This window comes from Bacillus sp. FSL M7-1020 (genome assembly GCF_038050415.1).
GTDB classification, from domain to species: Bacteria; Bacillota; Bacilli; order Bacillales; family Bacillaceae_G; genus Bacillus_A; species Bacillus_A toyonensis.
Genome location: NZ_JBBOTW010000001.1, coordinates 2898404 through 2917126, shown reverse-complemented (window position 1 = coordinate 2917126; position 18723 = coordinate 2898404). Strand labels below are relative to the sequence as shown.

The window sequence follows — 18723 nt, the reverse complement described above, 5'->3', positions numbered from 1 at the left end:
TCGTAGTTTTAGGGAGAACATTTTTAGTAAATGACTTCAAATTATATTTTAAAGGGGAAATGGGTATATGAAGTTTCGAAATACAAAGCTTGCTATGGTTACACTATCTTCATTTTTTATTTTAGGTTCTGCATCTCTATCATTCACAGATACTATACATGGTGAAGTAGCTTCTGTATCACCACAAGAGATGACTGTAAAAAGCTATGACGATACATATTATAATAATGCAATAGGAAAAACGGGTTTGGAACTAAAGAAGGAACTTCATAATATTATTGATGATCATACAAAGTTATCATACAGTGCGGTTTGGGAAGCGCTAAGAGATACGGATGAAGATCCAAATAATAAAAACAATGTAATACTCTTATATACTGGGCGTTCGCAAGGGAAACTTACGAATGGTTCAGGAGTTAATAACTGGAACCGAGAGCATGTTTGGGCAAAATCTCATGGTGATTTTGGAACGGCTGCAGGACCTGGAACAGATCTGCATCATTTAAGAGCGACGGATGTATCTGTAAATAGTTCACGTGGAAATCTGGATTTTGATAATGGTGGTGTGAATCATTTGGAAGCGACAGAATGTAAATATGATAGTGATTCTTGGGAACCTCGTGATAGCGTAAAAGGAGACATCGCTAGAATGCTGTTTTACATGGCTGTTCGTTACGAAGGGGATAGCGGTGAAATAGATTTGGAACTAAATGAAAAGGTGAATAACAATAAAGATCCGTACATGGGGAAACTCTCTGTATTACTAAAATGGAATGAACAAGATCCGGTCGATGATTTAGAGCGAAAGCGTAATGAAATAATTTTTACAAAATATCAACATAATCGCAATCCTTTTATTGATCATCCGGAATGGGTAAATAAAATTTGGAACTAAGATTTGTAAAGGTATTATATTTTGTAAGAAGGGATTGATCATAATGATCAATCCCTTCTTACATCTATACTAGAATCAATAATTTTCATAGGATTGGAGAGGAAAATAGAATAGATGTTTTTGTATCATCAAGTTAAGTATAGTGTAAACCTTTTAGTACGGTCCCCACTCAATATTCACTCCAATAATAAGAAAAATAAGTCCAATAATAAACCAAATGAATGCAAGAGGAGCCATAAATCGAATCCATTTTCCGTAAGAAATGCCGCTCGCTGCGAGTACCCCCATTAAAACACCGGAAGTTGGATTTAAACAGTTCACTACACCTTCGCCGAGCATAACAGCTTGTACTGTAACTTGGCGTGTAATGTGCATGAAATCAGCTAATGGAGCTAATATCGGAATGAAAATAACAGATTCTCCTGTCCCGGATGAAATGAGGAAATGTAATGCGGCACTACTTACATACATACCGATAACGCCAAATACAGGGCTATGTCCTTCGAGAGACTGTGCGAGTTGATTAACAATTGTATCAAGTAATTTGCCTTGTTCTAGAATGACTGAAATAGAGCGGGCCATTCCGACGATCAAAGCACCGTATATGAGATTTTGGCAGCCTGCTAGAAAAGTAGAAGCGATATCGTTCGCTTTCATACCGCCTATAATTCCTGCTGTAATTGCGATGAAAATAAAAGTAGCGGTCATTTCTGCATCTGTCCAATGTAGTCGAAAAGCCCCTATTAAAAATACAATTAATGATAAAGCTGAGACGAGTAAAATTAATTTGTGACGTATTGTCCAAGGAACTTCAGTTTTCTCTATTTCTCTCTCTCTTGAAAGAGCATTACTTGGAAACCAGTTATCGCCGAGTATGCTTCCTTTATTCGATTTTTTTAAACGTTTTATATACCAATTAATATACAAAATGGTAGCAATTAAAAAAGAGATATAGATTGCTGTACGTAACCCAATCCCTGAAAACATCGGAAGTTCTGCGATTTTTTGTGAAATGCCTAAAGGTGAGGGAGATAATATAGTAGCATTAAAACCAGCATAAGTGCCTAAATAAATAATTGCTACGCCAACGATAGCGTCCCATTTCAATGTGCGTGCAACGATGATGCCGATGGGGATAAAGCCGATAACTGAGTTAACGATAATGCCAGTCGTTCCGAGAAGAGAAAAGAGTGCGGCGACAATACAAATGAAAAGTAATTGCTGATTCCGAAATTTGTTAATCACATGATAGATTAAACCGTCAAGAGCACCTGTTTTTTCAAGAATGGCAATGGCTCCACCTGTAAATAAAATTAAGAAGATGATAGGAGCAGCAAGTGTCATTCCTTTTTCAATAGCGGTAAAAAAAGAAACAAACCCTACTGGCGATTGTGGAACAGAATGATAACTTCCTGGTATTGTCGTTGTAACAGTACCGTTTGTAACTCTTTTAAACTCTCCAGCAGGGACGAAATAAGTAGCTATGGCACAAAGTAAGGCAATAAAAAATAGTAGTACGTACGCGTCAGGCATTTTAAACTTTCGTTTACTAGTCTGTTTTTGTGCCTCGGTCTGTAATTGCATAAAACTCCTCCTTTTTCACTTGGTTAATTTTTAATATTCTGAAATTTATCTGTGAAATAGATTATAATAAAGCTTGCTTCTTAAGGCAATAGTTTCTGTATCCTTTTCCTACACATACAAATTATTGCAACATTAGACAGGGAAACGAAAATAATCCAAGAATATGTTAAATAGAAAGAAAAAAGAAAAGAGGGAACAAGATGTGGAAAACTACGGATCTATGTGATGAGTTTGAAAAGGAGTTACAAATATGTCGCCAGTCTTTTCGATCTTTTGGGAAGAAAGAACAATTCCACGGGAAAATTGCAACGGTGAAAGTGAAGGATGATAATGTACTAGTGAAGGAAGGATTACAAACATTACCGGAAGGAACGGTATTAGTTGTTGATGGTGGAGCGTCTACGAATTGTGCGTTACTTGGTGATAATTTGGCAGCTATTGCAGAGGAAAGAAAGCTGGCAGGAATTATTGTAAATGGATATGTTCGTGATTCTAGTGAACTAAAGAATATTAATATTGGTATTTTAGCGTTAGGGACGATGCCAAATAGAAGTGTAAAAGAAGGGAAAGGAGAACGAAATATTTCATTGCAATTTGGACAAGTAGAATGGAAGCCAAATGATTATGTTTATGTGGATGAAGATGGCGTCATTATTAGTGAAAAAAGTTTGCGTCGTTAAAGGTTAGTAAGTTACTATTCTTAGAAAATAAATCCGATAAAGCATGGACAAAATTCTTTGTCAATAGTAAAATAATACAGAAATTTAAAATTAACAGAATGTATAGGTTTATCGTTTTACGATAACTTAAATGGAAGTAAGTCGTGCCTAAAAAAGTGAATGTTATCACAATGATACGTTCATGAACAAAATTATTTTTCCTATACAAATATAGCCGTGAATGATGCGGGTAGGAGGTGTTGCACAGTTTGTTCGACACTTACAAAAAAAGAGTGTCAATTGCACGCCCTTGAAGGGTCTTTTTTTGTGTGAATAGTAGTAAGGGAGGAAATTTTGGGATGGCAATGTTAAAAAAATGGCTGCTTACGTCGTTAATGGCAGTTATACTTGTATTTGTTTCTTTTGCGAATACAGTACATATTACGTTTGCTGAAGGAAATACAGCAAAACTTGCAATTGTTGGTGAATCACAAAATGGCATTATGTTATGTCCGAAAGAAGAGCAAATTAAAGATGGGGAAACAGCTTTAAGTTTGCTGCAAAAAGTCATGGGGGACAAAGTAGAAGCTGAAACGATGTCGTTTGGAACGTATGTAAAAGGCATTGATGGGCTAATGGCCGGGGCTACAAGTGGCTGGCTGTATGATGTAAATGATAAATCTGCAGAAGTTGGAGCGGATAGTTATAAATTAAAATCTGGAGATGTTGTTGTTTTCCGTTTTGTTTCAGACTGGAGCAATATGAGTCAAGAAACATTACAACAAACATTAGATAAATTTGGTACTTGTAAAACGGTAGAAGAACCAAAAACAGATGATCCAAAACAAGAAAAACCAGAAGAACCAAAGACGGATGATCCAAAACAAGAGAAACCAGAAGAACCAAAGACGGATGATCCAAAACAAGAGAAACCAGAAGAGCCAAAAACAGATGATCCAAAACAGGAAAATCCAGATGGAACAAAAACACCAGAACAACCAAAGCAAGAGAACATTCAAGTTCCAGCAGCGCAAGTAAAAGAAGCAATTTCTAAAACGTCTGAAAAGATGTTACAAGATGGAATAGAGAGTGATTGGGTAGCTCTAGGGCTTTCTCGTTCTGGAAAGAATGTACCAATTGAGGCGCAATTAAATTATGTTAAGGCAGTAACAGAAAAAGTGGAAAAGCGTATAAATCGTTTTTCAGCAACAGATTTAGCTAGAACGATTATTATGATGAATGCAATGAGTGCAGACCCTAAAAAGGTAGGCGGACATAACTTAGTTCAAAAATTGTATGAATCTGATAAAGTAAATTCTGTTACAGGTTATACATTTGCGTTACTTGCCTTTGATACGAATAAATATGAAATTCCAGTCGAAGCAAAGTGGAATCGAGTTGCTTTAGTAGATGCAATTTTAAACACGCAACATACAGATGGTGGCTGGACTTATACTAGTTCAGGTAGTAAAGATAGTGCTAGTAGCGTCGATGTAACAGGTATGGTTTTATCCGCGTTAGCACCTTATCAAGATCGATCAGATGTGAAACCAGCTGTACAAAAAGCTGTTGCGTATTTATATAACGAACAGCTAAAAAATGGTGGTTTTTCTGCTGATGGACAAGAGAATTCTAATAGTACTGCGCAAGCAATTATTGGATTATCACTTGTTAAAGATGTAGATCAAAATCGTCTTCATAAGGCAGTGCAAAGTCTGCTGTCATATCAACTTCCAAATGGTGAATTTAAATGGTTACCAAGTGATCAAAATGGTAACGGAATGGCTACAGAGCAAGCTCTTTTAGCGTTAGTTCAATTTAAAGAAATCGGAAAGTCTATTTATGACTGGTCTAATGTAGGCGATGATGAAGTAATTAAGCCGAAACCGATTGAAGAGCCAGAAAATAAGGTAATAGAAAAAGAAATTACTGAAGAACCGAAAGAACAAAAACAAATACAACAAGAAACAAAAGATGAAGATGTAAAAGTTGTTATAGATAATAAACCAGTTAAAAATGAAAACATGCTACCGAAAACAGGAGCATCTTCTCATAGTACAGCTACAGAAGTAGGTATGGGTGTATTATGTATTGCTTCTGCATATGTATTATGGAGACGTAAAGCAGCTTAACAAAAATTAGGAGCAATGATTTGCTCCTAATTTTTATATGAAAGGTGAGAGAGAACATGAGTAAGATGAAGTGGTTCATTTCTTTAATGCTTTCACTCGGCCTACTTGCCGGATGTGAAGAGGCGGCTGTAAAGCCTGAGAAGAAAGTAGAGCCAAAGCAAGAAGAGATAGCAAAACAAGAAGAACCGAAAGAAGAAGTGAAACCGGAAGAGAAACAAGCTGAGCCGGAACAGAAACAACAAGAAGAGAAACAAGAACAAAAAGTAGCAGAGAAGCCGAAAGAGGAAAAGCCGCAGGAACAACCTGAAGTAAAGAAAGAAGAGAAACCTCAGGAGCAATCTGCTACTAAACAACCAGAACAACAAAAAGCAAACGAAGAGAAACAACAGCAACCGAAAGCACAGGAAGTAAAAGAAGAAGCAAAGGTTGTCAATCAGCCGAAAGAAACACCGAAGCAGGAGCAAAAGGTAGATCCGAATAAAGAGAATAAAACGATACCGACTCCGCCCGTACCAACTCCTGTACCACCAAAAATAGATACAGTACCGGTACCTAAACCACAGGTAAAACAAGTTACTATCTCCGTAAAAGGACATGAAGGGTACTTATTAGGTGCGAAAAAGGTTGATGTACAAGAAGGCGATACTGTTTATAAAGTGTTGCAGCGTACAGGATTAGATGTTGATGCAAGTGGATCAAAAGAAAGTATTTATGTAAAAGGTATTAATGATTTATATGAAAAAGATATTGCTGATACTAGTGGATGGAAATATCGTGTGAATGGTGCATTTCCGAACCGTAGTGCTGGTGTAGTTACAGTAAAACCAGGAGATACAATTGAGTGGGTATATGTATTAAAATAAGAAAGGCATTCGGTAAAGGACTATGAAAATAAGTTTTTCTTCTTTACATCCTTTTGTGAATTTTTTCTATTATATTGGGGTGATGATACTATGTATGATGTGTCTTCATCCTCTTTTTTTAATTGGTGCAATTTTATTAATCGTTATATTAAATGTGATGCAAGGGAATAGCGAAAAGATAAGAAAAATGTTACCGAGCACAATCGTATTCTTTTTTATGGTAATTTTATTTAATTCGTTATTAACGCATAGAGGTCGAACAACGTTATTTTGGTTAGGTGATAGCCGTATTAAGCTGGAGGCAATTATGTTTGGACTAGTAATGGGGTTATTACTAGTTGCGATTATGTTTACGTTTGCTTCGTATAATGATATTATTTCAAGTCATAAATTTTTATATTTGTTTTCGAGAATTTCACCGAAAGTTGCATTGTTAACGATGATTACAGTGAGGTTTGTGCCTTTGTTTATTAGACGATTACAGAAAATAACACTCGTCCAAAAGACAAAAGGTGTGCAGGTAGATTCAGGTTCAATTGTTGAAAGAGTGAAAAATGGCATGCAGTTACTGCAAGTATTATTAATTTGCTCGTTAGAAGATGCACTTCAAACGGCAGATTCTATGCAAGCTCGTGGATTTGGTGTAACGAAACGTACGACGTATATTCGGTATAGAATGGAAAAACGTGATTGGTATACGCTCAGTTATTTAATGATTTTATTTATAACTGCTATCATATGTAGTAAGTATGGCGGAGGAAAATTGATCATTTATCCGAAAGTCGAATCTATTCTATTCCAGCAATACGATGGAATGATGTTTGTAGCATTTATGCTGTTTATTAATTTACCAATCATAATGGAAGGAAGGGAATGGATATGGTGGCGCATGCAGAAATAAACAATTTATCATTTGTATATGCTGATGAAAATGAAAAAGCGTTACAGCATATTTCTCTTTCTATTCAAAAAGGAGAGTTTATAGCGCTAGCTGGGGGATCGGGATCTGGGAAGACGACATTATTAAAACATTTTAAAAAGGAGTTACTTCCAATTGGCACGCGTTCGGGAGAGATGTTTTATGAAGATGTATTATTAGAGGAAGTACCTGACTTATTATCTGCCCAAGAAATTGGGATGGTATTTCAAAACCCAGAAAATCAGCTCGTAATGGATACAGTGATTCAAGAATTAGCATTTTCTTTAGAAAATATCGGATTACCATCACATATTATTCAAAAACGAATAGCCGAGCTCATTAGCTTCTTAGGATTTCAAGATTTATTGCATCAATCTGTTCATACGTTATCTGGTGGGCAAAAACAACTTGTCAATTTAGCTGCGGTATTAGTTATGCAGCCGAAACTATTATTATTAGATGAACCAACGGCGCAATTAGATCCGATTGCTGCGAAAGAGTTTTTAGGGTTGTTAAAACGTATTAATGAAGAACTTGGAATTACGATTATTTTAAGTGAACATCGTTTAGATGAAGTGATACCACTTGCAACACGCGTTGTTTGTATGGATAACGGCCGAATTGTTTATGATGGTAGTCCTAAAACAGTTATAGCGAAAATGTGGGAAGTGGAAAACTTCCGTCCATTTATTCCGCAAATTCCAAGGTTGTTTTTAGAATGGAATGCGAGAGATATTCCGTTTACAGTGCGAGAAGCACAAATAAAAATGAATGATTTTTCAGTGATATCATATGTGAATGAGCAGATGGTACAACGTAAAAAACAAGAAGTAATGTTAAGTGCAGAACATATTTCTTTTCAATATGAAAAAAATAGTCCGCTTATTTTACGAGAATTAACAGTTGCGATTGAAAAAGGAAAATGGGTAGCGCTCGTTGGGAAAAATGGTACTGGGAAGTCTACACTGTTAACGATTTTAGCAGGATTGCAAAAAGCGAGAAGAGGGAAAGTAAAGTGGCATGGTAAAGTGATACATAAAATTGATTCGAAAGAACGATTTAAAAGGATCGGGTATGTATCACAGCATCCGTATTATCATTTTACATTTGATACAGTGTGGCAAGAAGTTTATGAACGTGCTCGTGAATTATATGGAGAACAAGGAAAAGAAATAGCAGAAGATATGTTGAAACAGTTTTGGTTACATTCGCTTAAAGAGCGCCATCCACATGATTGTAGCGGGGGAGAGCAACAACTACTTGCATTATGTACAACGTTATTATCAAAACCAACGCTATTACTACTTGATGAACCGACAAAGGGGTTAGACCCATGGAAGAAAGAAAGAGTAGGGGAGCTATTTAGGAAATTACAAAAAGAAGGTACAACCATTGTAATGGCAACGCATGATATTGAGTTCGCAGCGAAATATGTTGATCAGTGCATGATGTTATTTGATGGAACAGTCATTATGAATGATGCACCGAAAGAATTTTTTAGCGGTAACTTCTTTTATACAACATCTATTAATCGATTCATTCGAAAAGAATTGCCATATGCATTAACGTGGGAGGATGTGTACGAAGCGTGTCCAAACGATATATTGCATTCATAATATGTATTTTTGCGTTTATAATAGGCACATTACTCTTTACTACACTCCTCATGGACGGCTATTACATGGTAAGTAGTTTGTTTTTATTAGCTGTTATTATGTTACCTTTCTATATCCGTTTTGAAAGGAAGGCGTTTGTTTCACGTGAAATTGTTCTCGTTGCCGTGTTAGCAGCAATTGCTGCGGTTAGCCGCGTACCATTTTCTATTTTACCAAGTGTACAACCAACTTCCTTTGTCATTATCGTTTCTGCAATCGTGTTTGGGAGTGAAACTGGTTTTATGATCGGGGCAACAGCCGCTATCGTATCGAACATTTTTTTAGGACAAGGTCCGTGGACACCGTGGCAAATGTTTTCGTGGGGTATGATTGGTTTTATAGCTGGACTATTACGTAATACATTTTTCATGAAAAAGCTATGGGGAAGACTCCTATACGGATTAATTGTTGGATTTTTATTTGGTTGGATTATGAACTTCTGGGGACTTCTCGGTTTTATACGAGAAGCAACGTGGGAAACCGTCATTGCGTACTATGTCGCGAGTTTTTACTTTGACTTAAGTCATGCGATTTCAAATGTTATTTTCCTACTACTATTTAGTACGTCATGGATTACGATTCTCACAAGGTTTAAAAAGAAATACGGTATATTAGAGGAGCATAACATGACATAGAAAAGCATACTTATATAAGGTAGGGTCGCGACTTACATATTCGTTTGCCTCTTTCATGCTTCTTACATATTGTAAGGAGCATTTTTTATTGTCAAAAAATAGATCCAATATACATCCGTTATTATATAAAATTATTTGTATAATAGTAGGTGAGAACTTCTTTCAAGAGGGAGGTGTATAGTTAATGAAGTTAGTTATTCCGAAGCAACATGGTGCATGGGCCATGCTTGTTATCCCATTTCTATTAAGTGTCATACTTGGGAAACCTACTTTTTATCATATTCCATTGTTTTTAGCTTGGTTCTTTATCTATTTAGCTACGTATCCATTTCTCATGTACATAAAACAAAAACGAAAAAAAGAGTTTTTACATGCAGCAATTGTATATTTTATTATTGCGTTCGTATTTGGGATGATTTCTCTATTATATGAATGGCGAGTTCTTTTATTCGTAGCAGCAATGATTCCATTATTTATAGTAAATATGTATTACGCTCGTCAAAAGAATGAAAGAGCACTGCTAAATGACATTTGCGCAATTATCGTTTTCTGTATAGGTGGTTTAGTTAGTTATTATTTTTCAATGAAACTCATAGATAAAACAGCTTTATTTATTGCGATTATTTCATTTTTATATTTTTTAGGAAGTACGTTTTATGTGAAGACAATGATTCGTGAAAAAAATAATCCGAAGTATCGTATTATATCATGGGGTTATCATATCGTATTAACGATAATTATATTTGCTACCAATCCATGGTGCTCTCTTATTTTTATACCAAGTGTCATTCGGGCAATTATGTTGTATGGCAAAAAAATTTCTATCATAAAAGTAGGGATTTTAGAAATTGTTAATTCTGTATATTTTTTAATCATAACGGCAATAATTATGAAGTATGCCATTTGAAAAAACTTCCCACCTTATGATGGGAAGTTTTTTTCAATCTTGTTCTAAAATGTGAACCGTGTAATCGCAGCGTTGAATAGCTTGTTCGATCGCATAAAGAGATTGCTCAATACGAGCACGATTAAAATCTTTTTCGACAGTCTGTAATGCTTCTTCTAAACAATGTTTTGCTTCTTGTAATGATTGAAAAGAATCTTGTACATATCCGCGAGCATTTTCGTGCATTTCATAATCCTCCTTGCATATTCATATATGTATAGTATGAACAGGAAGAAAGAAAATATAATTTGTTGTATTTGTTTGACAATTGAAATGAAATTACGTATAGTAAGATTTAAGTGAATATTTTCTTATCCAGAGAGGTGGAGGGACTGGCCCGATGAAACCCAGCAACCGCGATGCAGGTGCTAATTCCAGCAGAACATATTTGTTCTGGGAGATAAGACGAAGATATATACGTAACTTCTTCTTATCGGAGAGGTTTTTTTGTTGCAAAAAAACCGATTACGAAAATTTATATTAAGAAGAAAGGGGTTGCGGATTACTGTGACACTCGAAAAATACGTAAAACTGCGTAGTACAGTTTATGAATATATGATAGAGCAAGATAAGCCAATATCATTGTTAGATATTCAAGAACATATCGTTTCGCATCATGAAGGAAAATTCACGAAAAAAATGTTACATCAATTTTATTTATCAAGACTATTAGATGAACTCAAACTGGATGGGAAAATTACATTAGCTGATGATGAATATCTCTATACTGAAAAAGGGGTATTTTATAAGGCGAGAAAAGGGAGCTAGTCTCTCTTTTTTTCTTGAAATAGCGAAGTATGTAGAGTAAAAGACTGCTAATGCAGCCTGATACAGGGAATGGTGTTGAGTGTGTAGTGTCAAAAATTGAATGTGCCTGAAAGAGGCAATTCATATCGGCTGCAAATGAAAAGAGACACCTCCGCCGAATAGGTGTCAGTCGTTTTGTCACGTAGACTCGCTACTTGACAGTTATTAGAATAACATGCAGGTTTTTTGAAGTCAAAAGGGAATTAAAGGAAGAGGTGCAAATATGTACGCTTACTTATTAAAAGATATAACGAAATGGATCCCAAAGTACATTATAGATAAGGGATATGAATATTATGAAGATGGACATGTAGAAGATGTTGAAATACAAGACAAGAAAGTAATTGCTTTCGTTACTGGAAATGCAGGAAATTATGAAGTGATTATTGATCTTGAAGATTTTACAGAAAGTAGCTGCGAGTGTCCTTATGAGAATCTTTGCAAGCATATGGCGGCAGTTGTTTATGATATTCAAGGTGCTGGTGAGAGTACGGTGAAAGAGAAACTGAAAGATTTAGACAAGGAAGAGTTACTGACCGTATTAAACCGTTTATTACAAAGTTCGAAAAACTTACAAATTGTAGAGAAGGTGTTAAAGAAGGGGAAACTTTAACCATAGAGGGAGTTGTTTTGTAGTGAATGTACTAATTGTATACGCTCATCCTAGTCCTTCCAGTTTTAACGCGGCGATTTTAGAGCATGTGCAAAAAGGACTACAGGGGAAAAATCATTCTGTTACAGTACTTGATTTATATAAGGAACAATTTGATCCGGTGCTCGTATTTAATGAAGAGAAGAAAAGGCGTGATTTAGTAAATGAAGAAGAAACAGCTTGGTACAGAACGTTAGTGGCAGAAGCAGATACTCTTTTATTCATATATCCGATATGGTGGTGGGGGATGCCTGCTATTTTAAAAGGGTTTATTGATCGCATTTTCGTAGCTGGATTTGCTTATAAATATGAAGGTGCCTTGCCGAAGGGCTTATTGAAAGGAAAGAAGGCGTGGGTAATTAATACGTTAGATTCACCGTTATGGTACGTCGCCCTATTATATCGATCAGCAGATTGGATTATGATGAAGAGAGGTGTTTTACGTTTTTGCGGCATTCGCGATATAAAACGATCTGTTTTTCAATCTGTGAAAACGAGTAAACGAGAGAAGCGGGAAAAGTGGTTATTACAAATAGAAGAAAAGGCTCGTACATTATGAATGAAATTGATCGTATTATAAATTGTTGTCAGTATGATAACGAACTTTTTCGTACCTATATTAATTGCTTAATCCAATTGAAGAAATATAGTGAAACGTTTCAACAAATGAAGATCCGATTAAGAAATGATTATTTAATAAGAGGGATTTGTGAAAGAGAAGTCGATGAGGTAGTAAGAGGAAGTAAAGAGTATGAAACGTATTTTCTTCCTAAAGCGTTACAGTGGAATTTCTTGAGGGAAAATCCATATCTGATTGAAAAGATATGTAAAGATTTTTTTGCATTTGAGGCATTAAACCTTACGGAGATAGAGTGGAAGACGATTATAAATTGCGTGGGAAATAAAGTGAAACTTTAATCAGTGGGGGTTTTGTTCTTCCCACTGATTATTAGCCTTCACCAATCGGGCATTTACAGGCAGTTGATTTCCCACCTAACCGCTTTGCTCTAGCTGGTATGGGTGGGAGTTTACTGCCTGTTAATGCGGGGTAAATGATTTATTATGTAAAAAAGCTAGTATAAAACTAGCTTTTCGTTTAAATAAATAAGAAGCATAAACTAATGATAAATCCTGCATATAGTAAGTTCACAACGCAAAATCCCATAATATCACGAGCACCTAAACCAGCTATCGCTAACGCTGGTAATGCCCAGAAAGGTTGAATTAAATTCGTCCAAGCATCGCCCCACGCAATTGCCATTGCTGTTTTTGCAGCAGGTACACCAAGTTCAGCACCAGCTGGAATCATAATGGGTGCCTGTACAGCCCATTGACCGCCACCAGATGGAACAAAAATATTAACGATGCCAGCACTTAAAAAAGTAAAGAGCGGGAAAGTCGTTTCGTTTGAAATACTAATAAAGAAATTAGAAATAGCTCCTCCAAGAGAAAGACCTTCACTATTTACTCCAATCATCATACCCATAATTCCTGCGTAAAACGGAAACTGAAGTAGAATGCCAGAAGCACTTTTTGTAGAGTCTGAAAAAGCACGAATATATTGAATCGGAGTCCGGTGAAAAATAAGACCAGCAATTAATAATATAAAAATAACGATATCGAGTGTAAGGTTAAAACCTTTCGTATAAAAGTAATTGAAAATATAAATGAGACCTAATAACCCAACGCAAAGTGTAATAATGATGCTATTTTCCATTTTTTCAGCGACTGTTTTTGGCTCTACTTCTATAGCAGCAGCTTCTTCATGAAATACGCTAGGATCTACTGTTACCGTATGTTTTTCATCGGGATGCATTGCCCTGTTAATGAGTGGCATCGTAATGAGAAAGATAATAACTGGAACGAGAGCGTATGGTGAGAATAACGTTTCTGTTATTGGAATCGCTTCTTTAATACTTCCAGCTGTCGTTTTAATTAACGTTTCACCGCCCGTAGCTAACGTAAGAGGGATAGAAGCGGAAAGACCCGCATGCCAAATGAGAAATCCAGAGTAAGAAGAAGCAATTGCTAATCTGTAATCTAATCCTTCAAGTTGTCTTGCAACTTCTTTTGCATATAAAACAGATACAACAATACCAAATCCCCAGTTTATGTATGCACCAAGTAAACTTACAATTGAAATGGCAATAATACCTTGGCCATTCGTTTTCGGTAGCCTGGCAGCTTTCGTTAACCCCTTTTTAATAAGAGGAGCGTTCGCTAAAGCAGATCCAGTGACAAGTACTAGTGCCATTTGCATAGAAAAGGCGAGAAGTCCCCAAATGCCATTACCCCAATGATTAATCATTTCGACCGGTGTTTGGTGAGTTGCAAACATGCCGAAGAAGATAACAAAAACAGTTAATAAACATGATAAAATAAACGGTTCTGGCAAGAAACGTTGCACTAAGGCGACGCAACCATTTGTAAAGGAACGAAACAAAATAGATCAACCTCCTTATGTATGTTTCTTACAATGTTCGAGGTTGTTTGGAGGATAACCTTTAATAAATAGAAAATTCTGATATTTATAGATTTTTGTTGTAATGTATTGATAGATTGAATTTATATTTCAAAACGTTTTTTCATTTTGATTTGAAATATTTTTAAGAGGGGGAGTACTACATGCCTTTCAATATAAGAGGAACGAATGGAGCAAATGCTTATTTCTACCTGTAAAAAAATGAATGAACTTATAGGAGCATTGTAATGAATATAAAAGAGAGGTGAAAGGATTGGTAAGGAGAAATTTGAATGTATTTACTAAAATATCCTCTTTGCCAGCGATTGCTACGATTATTATCTTACCAATTTACAATTTATTAAGTAGTGTAGACGATAGTGGGAATTATATGATAAGAATGTTAGTATTACTCACATTCTATCTTTCTATATTTAATGTACCTGTAAGCATTCTTTCAATGTTCAGCACAGAGAAATTAAGTAAAAGAATTTTCGCTTTAGTTGTAAATGTATTACCTATAAGTCTTATCATTTATGCTTTGATTATGGAATTTATAGATGAATTTGTCAGACTAGCACCTTAGTTAAAAAGGGCTCTGCAACACCCCATTGACGGCATGTTTTAAATCCTCGACCGATAATTGCTGAATATGTAACATAAACCCTGCACCAAGTTCGTATACTCGTCCAGCGATTGTGTGCTGATCATTTATTAAAGGGAGCATAACTAGAGGAACTTCAAAATAAAGTGATTCACTTATGCTGTTTATCCCACAATGGCTAATATTGTGCGTCTGTTTGTTTCAAAATCATTTGCTGAATACTAGACACTATTATCTCCAAGTTCTATTAAATTGTGCACTAATCTTAACGTTGGATTTAGGTGTCACATGAAGTGATTTGTTTTTATCGTTGTGGGGGACACCAAAACTTCAGGGTGATGGGCATATGGTTCTATTCCATCATCAATCTAGCAAAAAAATGTTCTTCATCCAATATGTAATATTGCATATAAAAATGAATTGATGCAAATGTAAAAGCTTATTATAATGAAGACATAAATATTCAACACATCTTTAATACAACAAAGAGGAGGAAGCAATATGGAAATCGCAATGGCAGTTTTGAAATTTTTAGGTGGGGTAATTCCGTTAGTTCAAGAACTTTTAAAAGCATTTATGTAAGTTTATTAATTAGCAATCATTATCATATTTAATATAAAAAAAGAATGGGGTGATTTTTCTGAAAATTAAGAAAAGTAATAAAAAAATAAAATTCCTAGCATGTGTGTTAGTTAGTTTATGCACTATTCATTATTCATCTATTTCTTTCGCGGAAACGCAAACAGGTAATGCAACTGATGCAGCAAAAAATGCTAGTGACATTAATAATGGTATAGCAAATTTAAAGTATGATAGTAGAGATATTTTAGCAGTAAATGGTGATAAAGTAGAGAGTTTTGTTCCGAAAGAAAGTATCAATTCAAATGGTAAATTTGTAGTAGTTGAGCGTGAAAAAAAATCACTTACAACGTCACCGGTTGATATTTCCATTATTGATTCTGTAGCTAATCGTACGTATCCAGGAGCAGTACAACTTGCAAATAAAGCTTTTGCCGATAATCAACCTAGTTTATTAGTGGCTAAGAGAAAACCTTTAAATATTAGTATAGACTTACCTGGAATGAGGAAAGAAAATACGATATCTGTCCAGAATCCGACATATGGTAATGTGTCTGGAGCAGTAGATGATTTAGTATCTACTTGGAATGAGAAGTATGCATCAACACATTCGTTACCTGCAAGAATGCAGTATACAGAGTCCATGGTGTATAGTAAATCACAAATCGCAAGTGCTCTTAATGTCAACGCTAAATATCTTGATAACAGTCTAAACATTGACTTTAATGCAGTTGCAAATGGAGAGAAAAAAGTGATGGTTGCGGCATATAAGCAAATATTTTATACCGTAAGTGCTGAACTACCTAACAATCCATCAGATCTTTTTGATAATAGTGTTACTTTCGGTGAGTTAACTCGTAAAGGGATAAGTAATGCGGCTCCGCCTGTTATGGTGTCAAATGTAGCCTATGGCAGAACCATTTATGTGAAATTAGAAACAACATCTAAGAGCAAAGATGTACAAGCTGCTTTTAAAGCGTTACTTAAAAATAACAGCGTCGAAACGAGTGGACAGTACAAAGATATTTTTGAAGAAAGTACCTTTACCGCTGTAGTATTAGGCGGAGATGCAAAAGAGCATAACAAGGTTGTTACAAAAGATTTTAATGAAATCCGAAATATCATTAAAGATAATGCAGAGTTAAGTAAAAAAAATCCAGCATACCCAATTTCATATACGAGCACTTTCTTAAAAGATAATGCAACTGCTGCTGTTCATAACAATACAGATTATGTTGAGACTACAACTACAGAATATTCAAGTGCGAAAATGACGCTTGATCATTACGGTGCATATGTTGCTCAATTTGATGTATCTTGGGATGAATTCTCATATGATCAAAATGGGAAAGAAGTACTAACACATAAAACTTGGGAAGGAAGCGGCAGAGATAAAACTGCTCACTTCTCTACAGTTATACCACTTCCACCGAATTCAAAAAATGTAAAAGTCGTAGCGAGAGAATGTACAGGTCTTGCATGGGAATGGTGGAGAACAATTATTAATGAGCAAAATGTTCCTTTAACAAATGAAATAAAGGTTTCAATTGGAGGAACGACATTATACCCAACTGCTAATATTAGTCATTAGGTTGGAGCAAAGCGCCCTGTGTACAGGGCGCTTTTTTACTTGTTTGAAAGTATATCGGTGTTTTTAGATGTATCATAATCAATTCGCAAATCTTGTAATCATATTTTTAAATGGATGTATCAATGTTTTTAATGATTGCATTCTCCATTATTAAATCCCCATAAATGTAGCCTATCTTAGGTTGATAGTGATGCATGGTGCCTCCATGTATATAAATGCATTTTGTCGAAATTATTAAAAAGGGGAATTTTTCTATTTGAAGAACTAATAATTGATTGTCAATATGTATTAGAAATCTCAATCTAAACTAAAGGAGAACAAAATGGGACAAAACAATAAGGGCTTTTCTGAAACAGGATTGCGCAAAATGCGCAATGTATTGGCGCGGCATGTCGATTCTGGAAAGATTCCTGGGCTCGTCGCCTTAGTCAGCCGAAACGGCGAGACGCACGTCGAAGCGCTTGGAACAATGAGGCATGATGGCGGTGCACCAATGCGTCGGGACACGATTTTTCGATTGGCGTCCACTAGCAAGCCAATCGCAGTTTCACCAGTAATGGTTTTGCTCGATGAGTGCAAACTGCATTTAGACGACCCAGTAGACAAATGGCTACCGGAACTCGCCGACCGGCAAGTGTTGAAACAGCCCGATGGCCCGCTAGAAGAGACCGTCCCAGCACGGCGTCCTATCACTGTACGAGACTTGTTGACCTCCACATTCGGGCTCGGAGTGGATCTCACGTTGATGGGTTCTCCCATCATGAACGCGTTCTTCGAGAGTGGGATATTCGACACGCCAGGGCAGGATATGCCCGATCCAGATGAGTTTATGCGTCGCCTAGGTGCACTTCCGCTAAGCTATCAGCCCGGAGAGCGGTGGCAGTATCATATCAGTTTAGAAGTAATCGGCGTTCTTGTTGCCAGGGTCACGGGTCAGACTTTCGAGTCGTTCTTGCGCGAACGCATATTCGATCCGCTAGGAATGAAGGACACTGGATTCTACGTACCTGAGCTCAAGATTGACCGGCTTCCACCAGCCTTCAACCCCGATCCGCAGACAGGTGAATTCATCGTGTGGGATGAAGGTGTGGGCGGACGTTACAGCAAACCTCCAGCATTCCAAGCAGGCGGTGGTGGACTGCTTGGAACCGTCGACGATTATCACGCGTATTTGCAGATGCTTTTGAATAAAGGGATGCACGGTACTAAACGGATCCTGTCTAGGCCCGCAGTCCAGCTGATGACCACCAACCGTCTTACTCCTGAACAACAAGTATACCGAGACGATTTGGCCAAAAATAACATCCATTTGTCGTTCGGACAAGGGATCCAAGGTGGCTGGGGCTTTGGGATGGCGGTGCGTACCTATCTTGGAGACTACGCGTCTATCGGTCAATTCGGCTGGGATGGCGGAACCGGCACTTCAGCTTACGCTGATCCAGATAAACAGTTTATTGGAATTCTGTTCACACAGGTTGGGATGTCCACTCCAGCCCCATCGCATCTTATCCAAGACTTCTGGACCACGGCCTACCAAGCGATCGAAGATTAGGGTATCGTTTAAAGGAAAACGCCAAGACGGATAGATAATCATAGGCCTGATGGCCACGATCAACACCATGGTTAAAAGTTATGATAGGACGGTGTTGGAAGTACTGCGGTAACAGTTGAGCATTATTAATAATAGCACAACAAAAAATCCTCTTGGATGCAAGAGGATTTTTTTATTGGGAATAGTAAG

At 36.5% G+C, this 18723-nt stretch carries 18 protein-coding genes and 1 riboswitch; of the genes, 14 read left to right on the top strand and 4 right to left on the bottom strand.

Going from position 1 to position 18723, the window contains the following annotated elements; genetic code table 11:
* Window positions 1-67 precede the first annotated feature (67 nt).
* Complete coding sequence (locus MHB70_RS14805) at window positions 68-895, top strand: endonuclease I family protein (RefSeq protein ID WP_002039134.1); 828 nt, start codon at window positions 68-70, stop codon at window positions 893-895.
* 153 nt (window positions 896-1048) lie between these two features.
* Here MHB70_RS14805 and MHB70_RS14800 read toward each other — a convergent pair whose 3' ends face one another.
* On the bottom strand, window positions 1049-2479 hold the full coding sequence (locus tag MHB70_RS14800) for a YfcC family protein (protein WP_053445846.1): 1431 nt from the start codon (window positions 2477-2479) through the stop codon (window positions 1049-1051).
* A gap of 200 nt (window positions 2480-2679) precedes the next feature.
* On the opposite strand from MHB70_RS14800, the gene rraA reads away from it, so the two are divergent.
* The 7 genes from rraA (at window position 2680) to MHB70_RS14765 (ending at window position 10249) form a co-directional block, all read left to right on the top strand.
* A complete protein-coding gene (gene rraA / locus MHB70_RS14795) occupies window positions 2680-3159 on the top strand; it encodes a ribonuclease E activity regulator RraA (protein ID WP_000266041.1) in 480 nt (159 codons plus the stop codon).
* Between the two features lie 338 nt (window positions 3160-3497).
* On the top strand, window positions 3498-5270 hold the full coding sequence (locus tag MHB70_RS14790) for a DUF4430 domain-containing protein (RefSeq protein ID WP_061529475.1): 1773 nt from the start codon (window positions 3498-3500) through the stop codon (window positions 5268-5270).
* Window positions 5271-5326: 56 nt separating this feature from the next.
* Window positions 5327-6133, top strand: a complete 807-nt coding sequence (locus tag MHB70_RS14785) for a DUF4430 domain-containing protein (RefSeq protein ID WP_053445844.1) — start codon at window positions 5327-5329, stop codon at window positions 6131-6133.
* 22 nt (window positions 6134-6155) lie between these two features.
* Window positions 6156-7034 carry an energy-coupling factor transporter transmembrane component T gene (locus MHB70_RS14780; RefSeq protein ID WP_053445843.1) on the top strand — a complete coding sequence of 293 codons (879 nt, stop codon included), beginning with the start codon at window positions 6156-6158 and terminating at the stop codon, window positions 7032-7034.
* On the top strand, window positions 7007-8668 hold the full coding sequence (locus tag MHB70_RS14775) for an ABC transporter ATP-binding protein (RefSeq protein ID WP_053445842.1): 1662 nt from the start codon (window positions 7007-7009) through the stop codon (window positions 8666-8668). The genes MHB70_RS14780 and MHB70_RS14775 overlap by 28 nt, the downstream gene beginning before the upstream one ends.
* Window positions 8641-9342: an ECF transporter S component gene (locus MHB70_RS14770; RefSeq protein ID WP_053445841.1), complete on the top strand. Its 702-nt coding sequence runs from the start codon at window positions 8641-8643 to the stop codon at window positions 9340-9342. Before MHB70_RS14775 ends, MHB70_RS14770 begins: the two co-directional genes overlap by 28 nt.
* 184 nt (window positions 9343-9526) lie before the next feature.
* On the top strand, window positions 9527-10249 hold the full coding sequence (locus MHB70_RS14765; RefSeq protein WP_053445840.1) for a YwiC-like family protein: 723 nt from the start codon (window positions 9527-9529) through the stop codon (window positions 10247-10249).
* 33 nt (window positions 10250-10282) lie between these two features.
* Here the strand turns inward: MHB70_RS14765 and MHB70_RS14760 are convergent, their stop codons facing one another.
* Entirely contained in the window at window positions 10283-10474 is a 192-nt protein-coding gene (locus MHB70_RS14760; RefSeq protein ID WP_000545000.1) for a hypothetical protein, read from the bottom strand.
* A 122-nt stretch (window positions 10475-10596) separates the two neighbouring features.
* Window positions 10597-10695, top strand: a riboswitch (SAM riboswitch).
* A 40-nt stretch (window positions 10696-10735) separates the two neighbouring features.
* Between MHB70_RS14760 and MHB70_RS14755 the strand changes: the two genes are divergently transcribed.
* The 4 genes from MHB70_RS14755 to MHB70_RS14740 all read left to right on the top strand — a co-directional run bounded on the left by MHB70_RS14755 (window position 10736) and on the right by MHB70_RS14740 (window position 12665).
* Window positions 10736-11056 carry a hypothetical protein gene (locus tag MHB70_RS14755; protein WP_073990648.1) on the top strand — a complete coding sequence of 107 codons (321 nt, stop codon included), beginning with the start codon at window positions 10736-10738 and terminating at the stop codon, window positions 11054-11056.
* A gap of 262 nt (window positions 11057-11318) precedes the next feature.
* Window positions 11319-11708 (top strand): SWIM zinc finger family protein, encoded by a 390-nt coding sequence (locus MHB70_RS14750; RefSeq protein WP_053445839.1) that lies wholly within the window; start codon window positions 11319-11321, stop codon window positions 11706-11708.
* Between the two features lie 22 nt (window positions 11709-11730).
* A complete protein-coding gene (locus MHB70_RS14745) occupies window positions 11731-12306 on the top strand; it encodes an NAD(P)H-dependent oxidoreductase (protein ID WP_001101660.1) in 576 nt (191 codons plus the stop codon).
* Complete coding sequence (locus tag MHB70_RS14740) at window positions 12303-12665, top strand: hypothetical protein (protein ID WP_001002314.1); 363 nt, start codon at window positions 12303-12305, stop codon at window positions 12663-12665. Before MHB70_RS14745 ends, MHB70_RS14740 begins: the two co-directional genes overlap by 4 nt.
* 178 nt (window positions 12666-12843) lie before the next feature.
* Here the strand turns inward: MHB70_RS14740 and MHB70_RS14735 are convergent, their stop codons facing one another.
* Together MHB70_RS14735 and MHB70_RS14730 are read right to left on the bottom strand one after the other, a co-directional pair.
* Window positions 12844-14190, bottom strand: coding sequence for a short-chain fatty acid transporter (locus tag MHB70_RS14735; RefSeq protein WP_000490016.1), 1347 nt, complete (start codon window positions 14188-14190; stop codon window positions 12844-12846).
* A gap of 604 nt (window positions 14191-14794) precedes the next feature.
* The gene (locus MHB70_RS14730) at window positions 14795-14995 is read right to left on the bottom strand and encodes a glycosyltransferase (RefSeq protein WP_106080652.1); all 201 of its coding nucleotides are present in this window, start codon (window positions 14993-14995) and stop codon (window positions 14795-14797) included.
* Window positions 14996-15443: 448 nt separating this feature from the next.
* On the opposite strand from MHB70_RS14730, the gene MHB70_RS14725 reads away from it, so the two are divergent.
* The gene (locus tag MHB70_RS14725; RefSeq protein ID WP_000576517.1) at window positions 15444-16982 is read left to right on the top strand and encodes a thiol-activated cytolysin family protein; all 1539 of its coding nucleotides are present in this window, start codon (window positions 15444-15446) and stop codon (window positions 16980-16982) included.
* A 322-nt stretch (window positions 16983-17304) separates the two neighbouring features.
* Window positions 17305-18534: a serine hydrolase domain-containing protein gene (locus MHB70_RS14720; RefSeq protein WP_016108807.1), complete on the top strand. Its 1230-nt coding sequence runs from the start codon at window positions 17305-17307 to the stop codon at window positions 18532-18534.
* The last annotated feature ends 189 nt before the right edge of the window (window positions 18535-18723 follow it).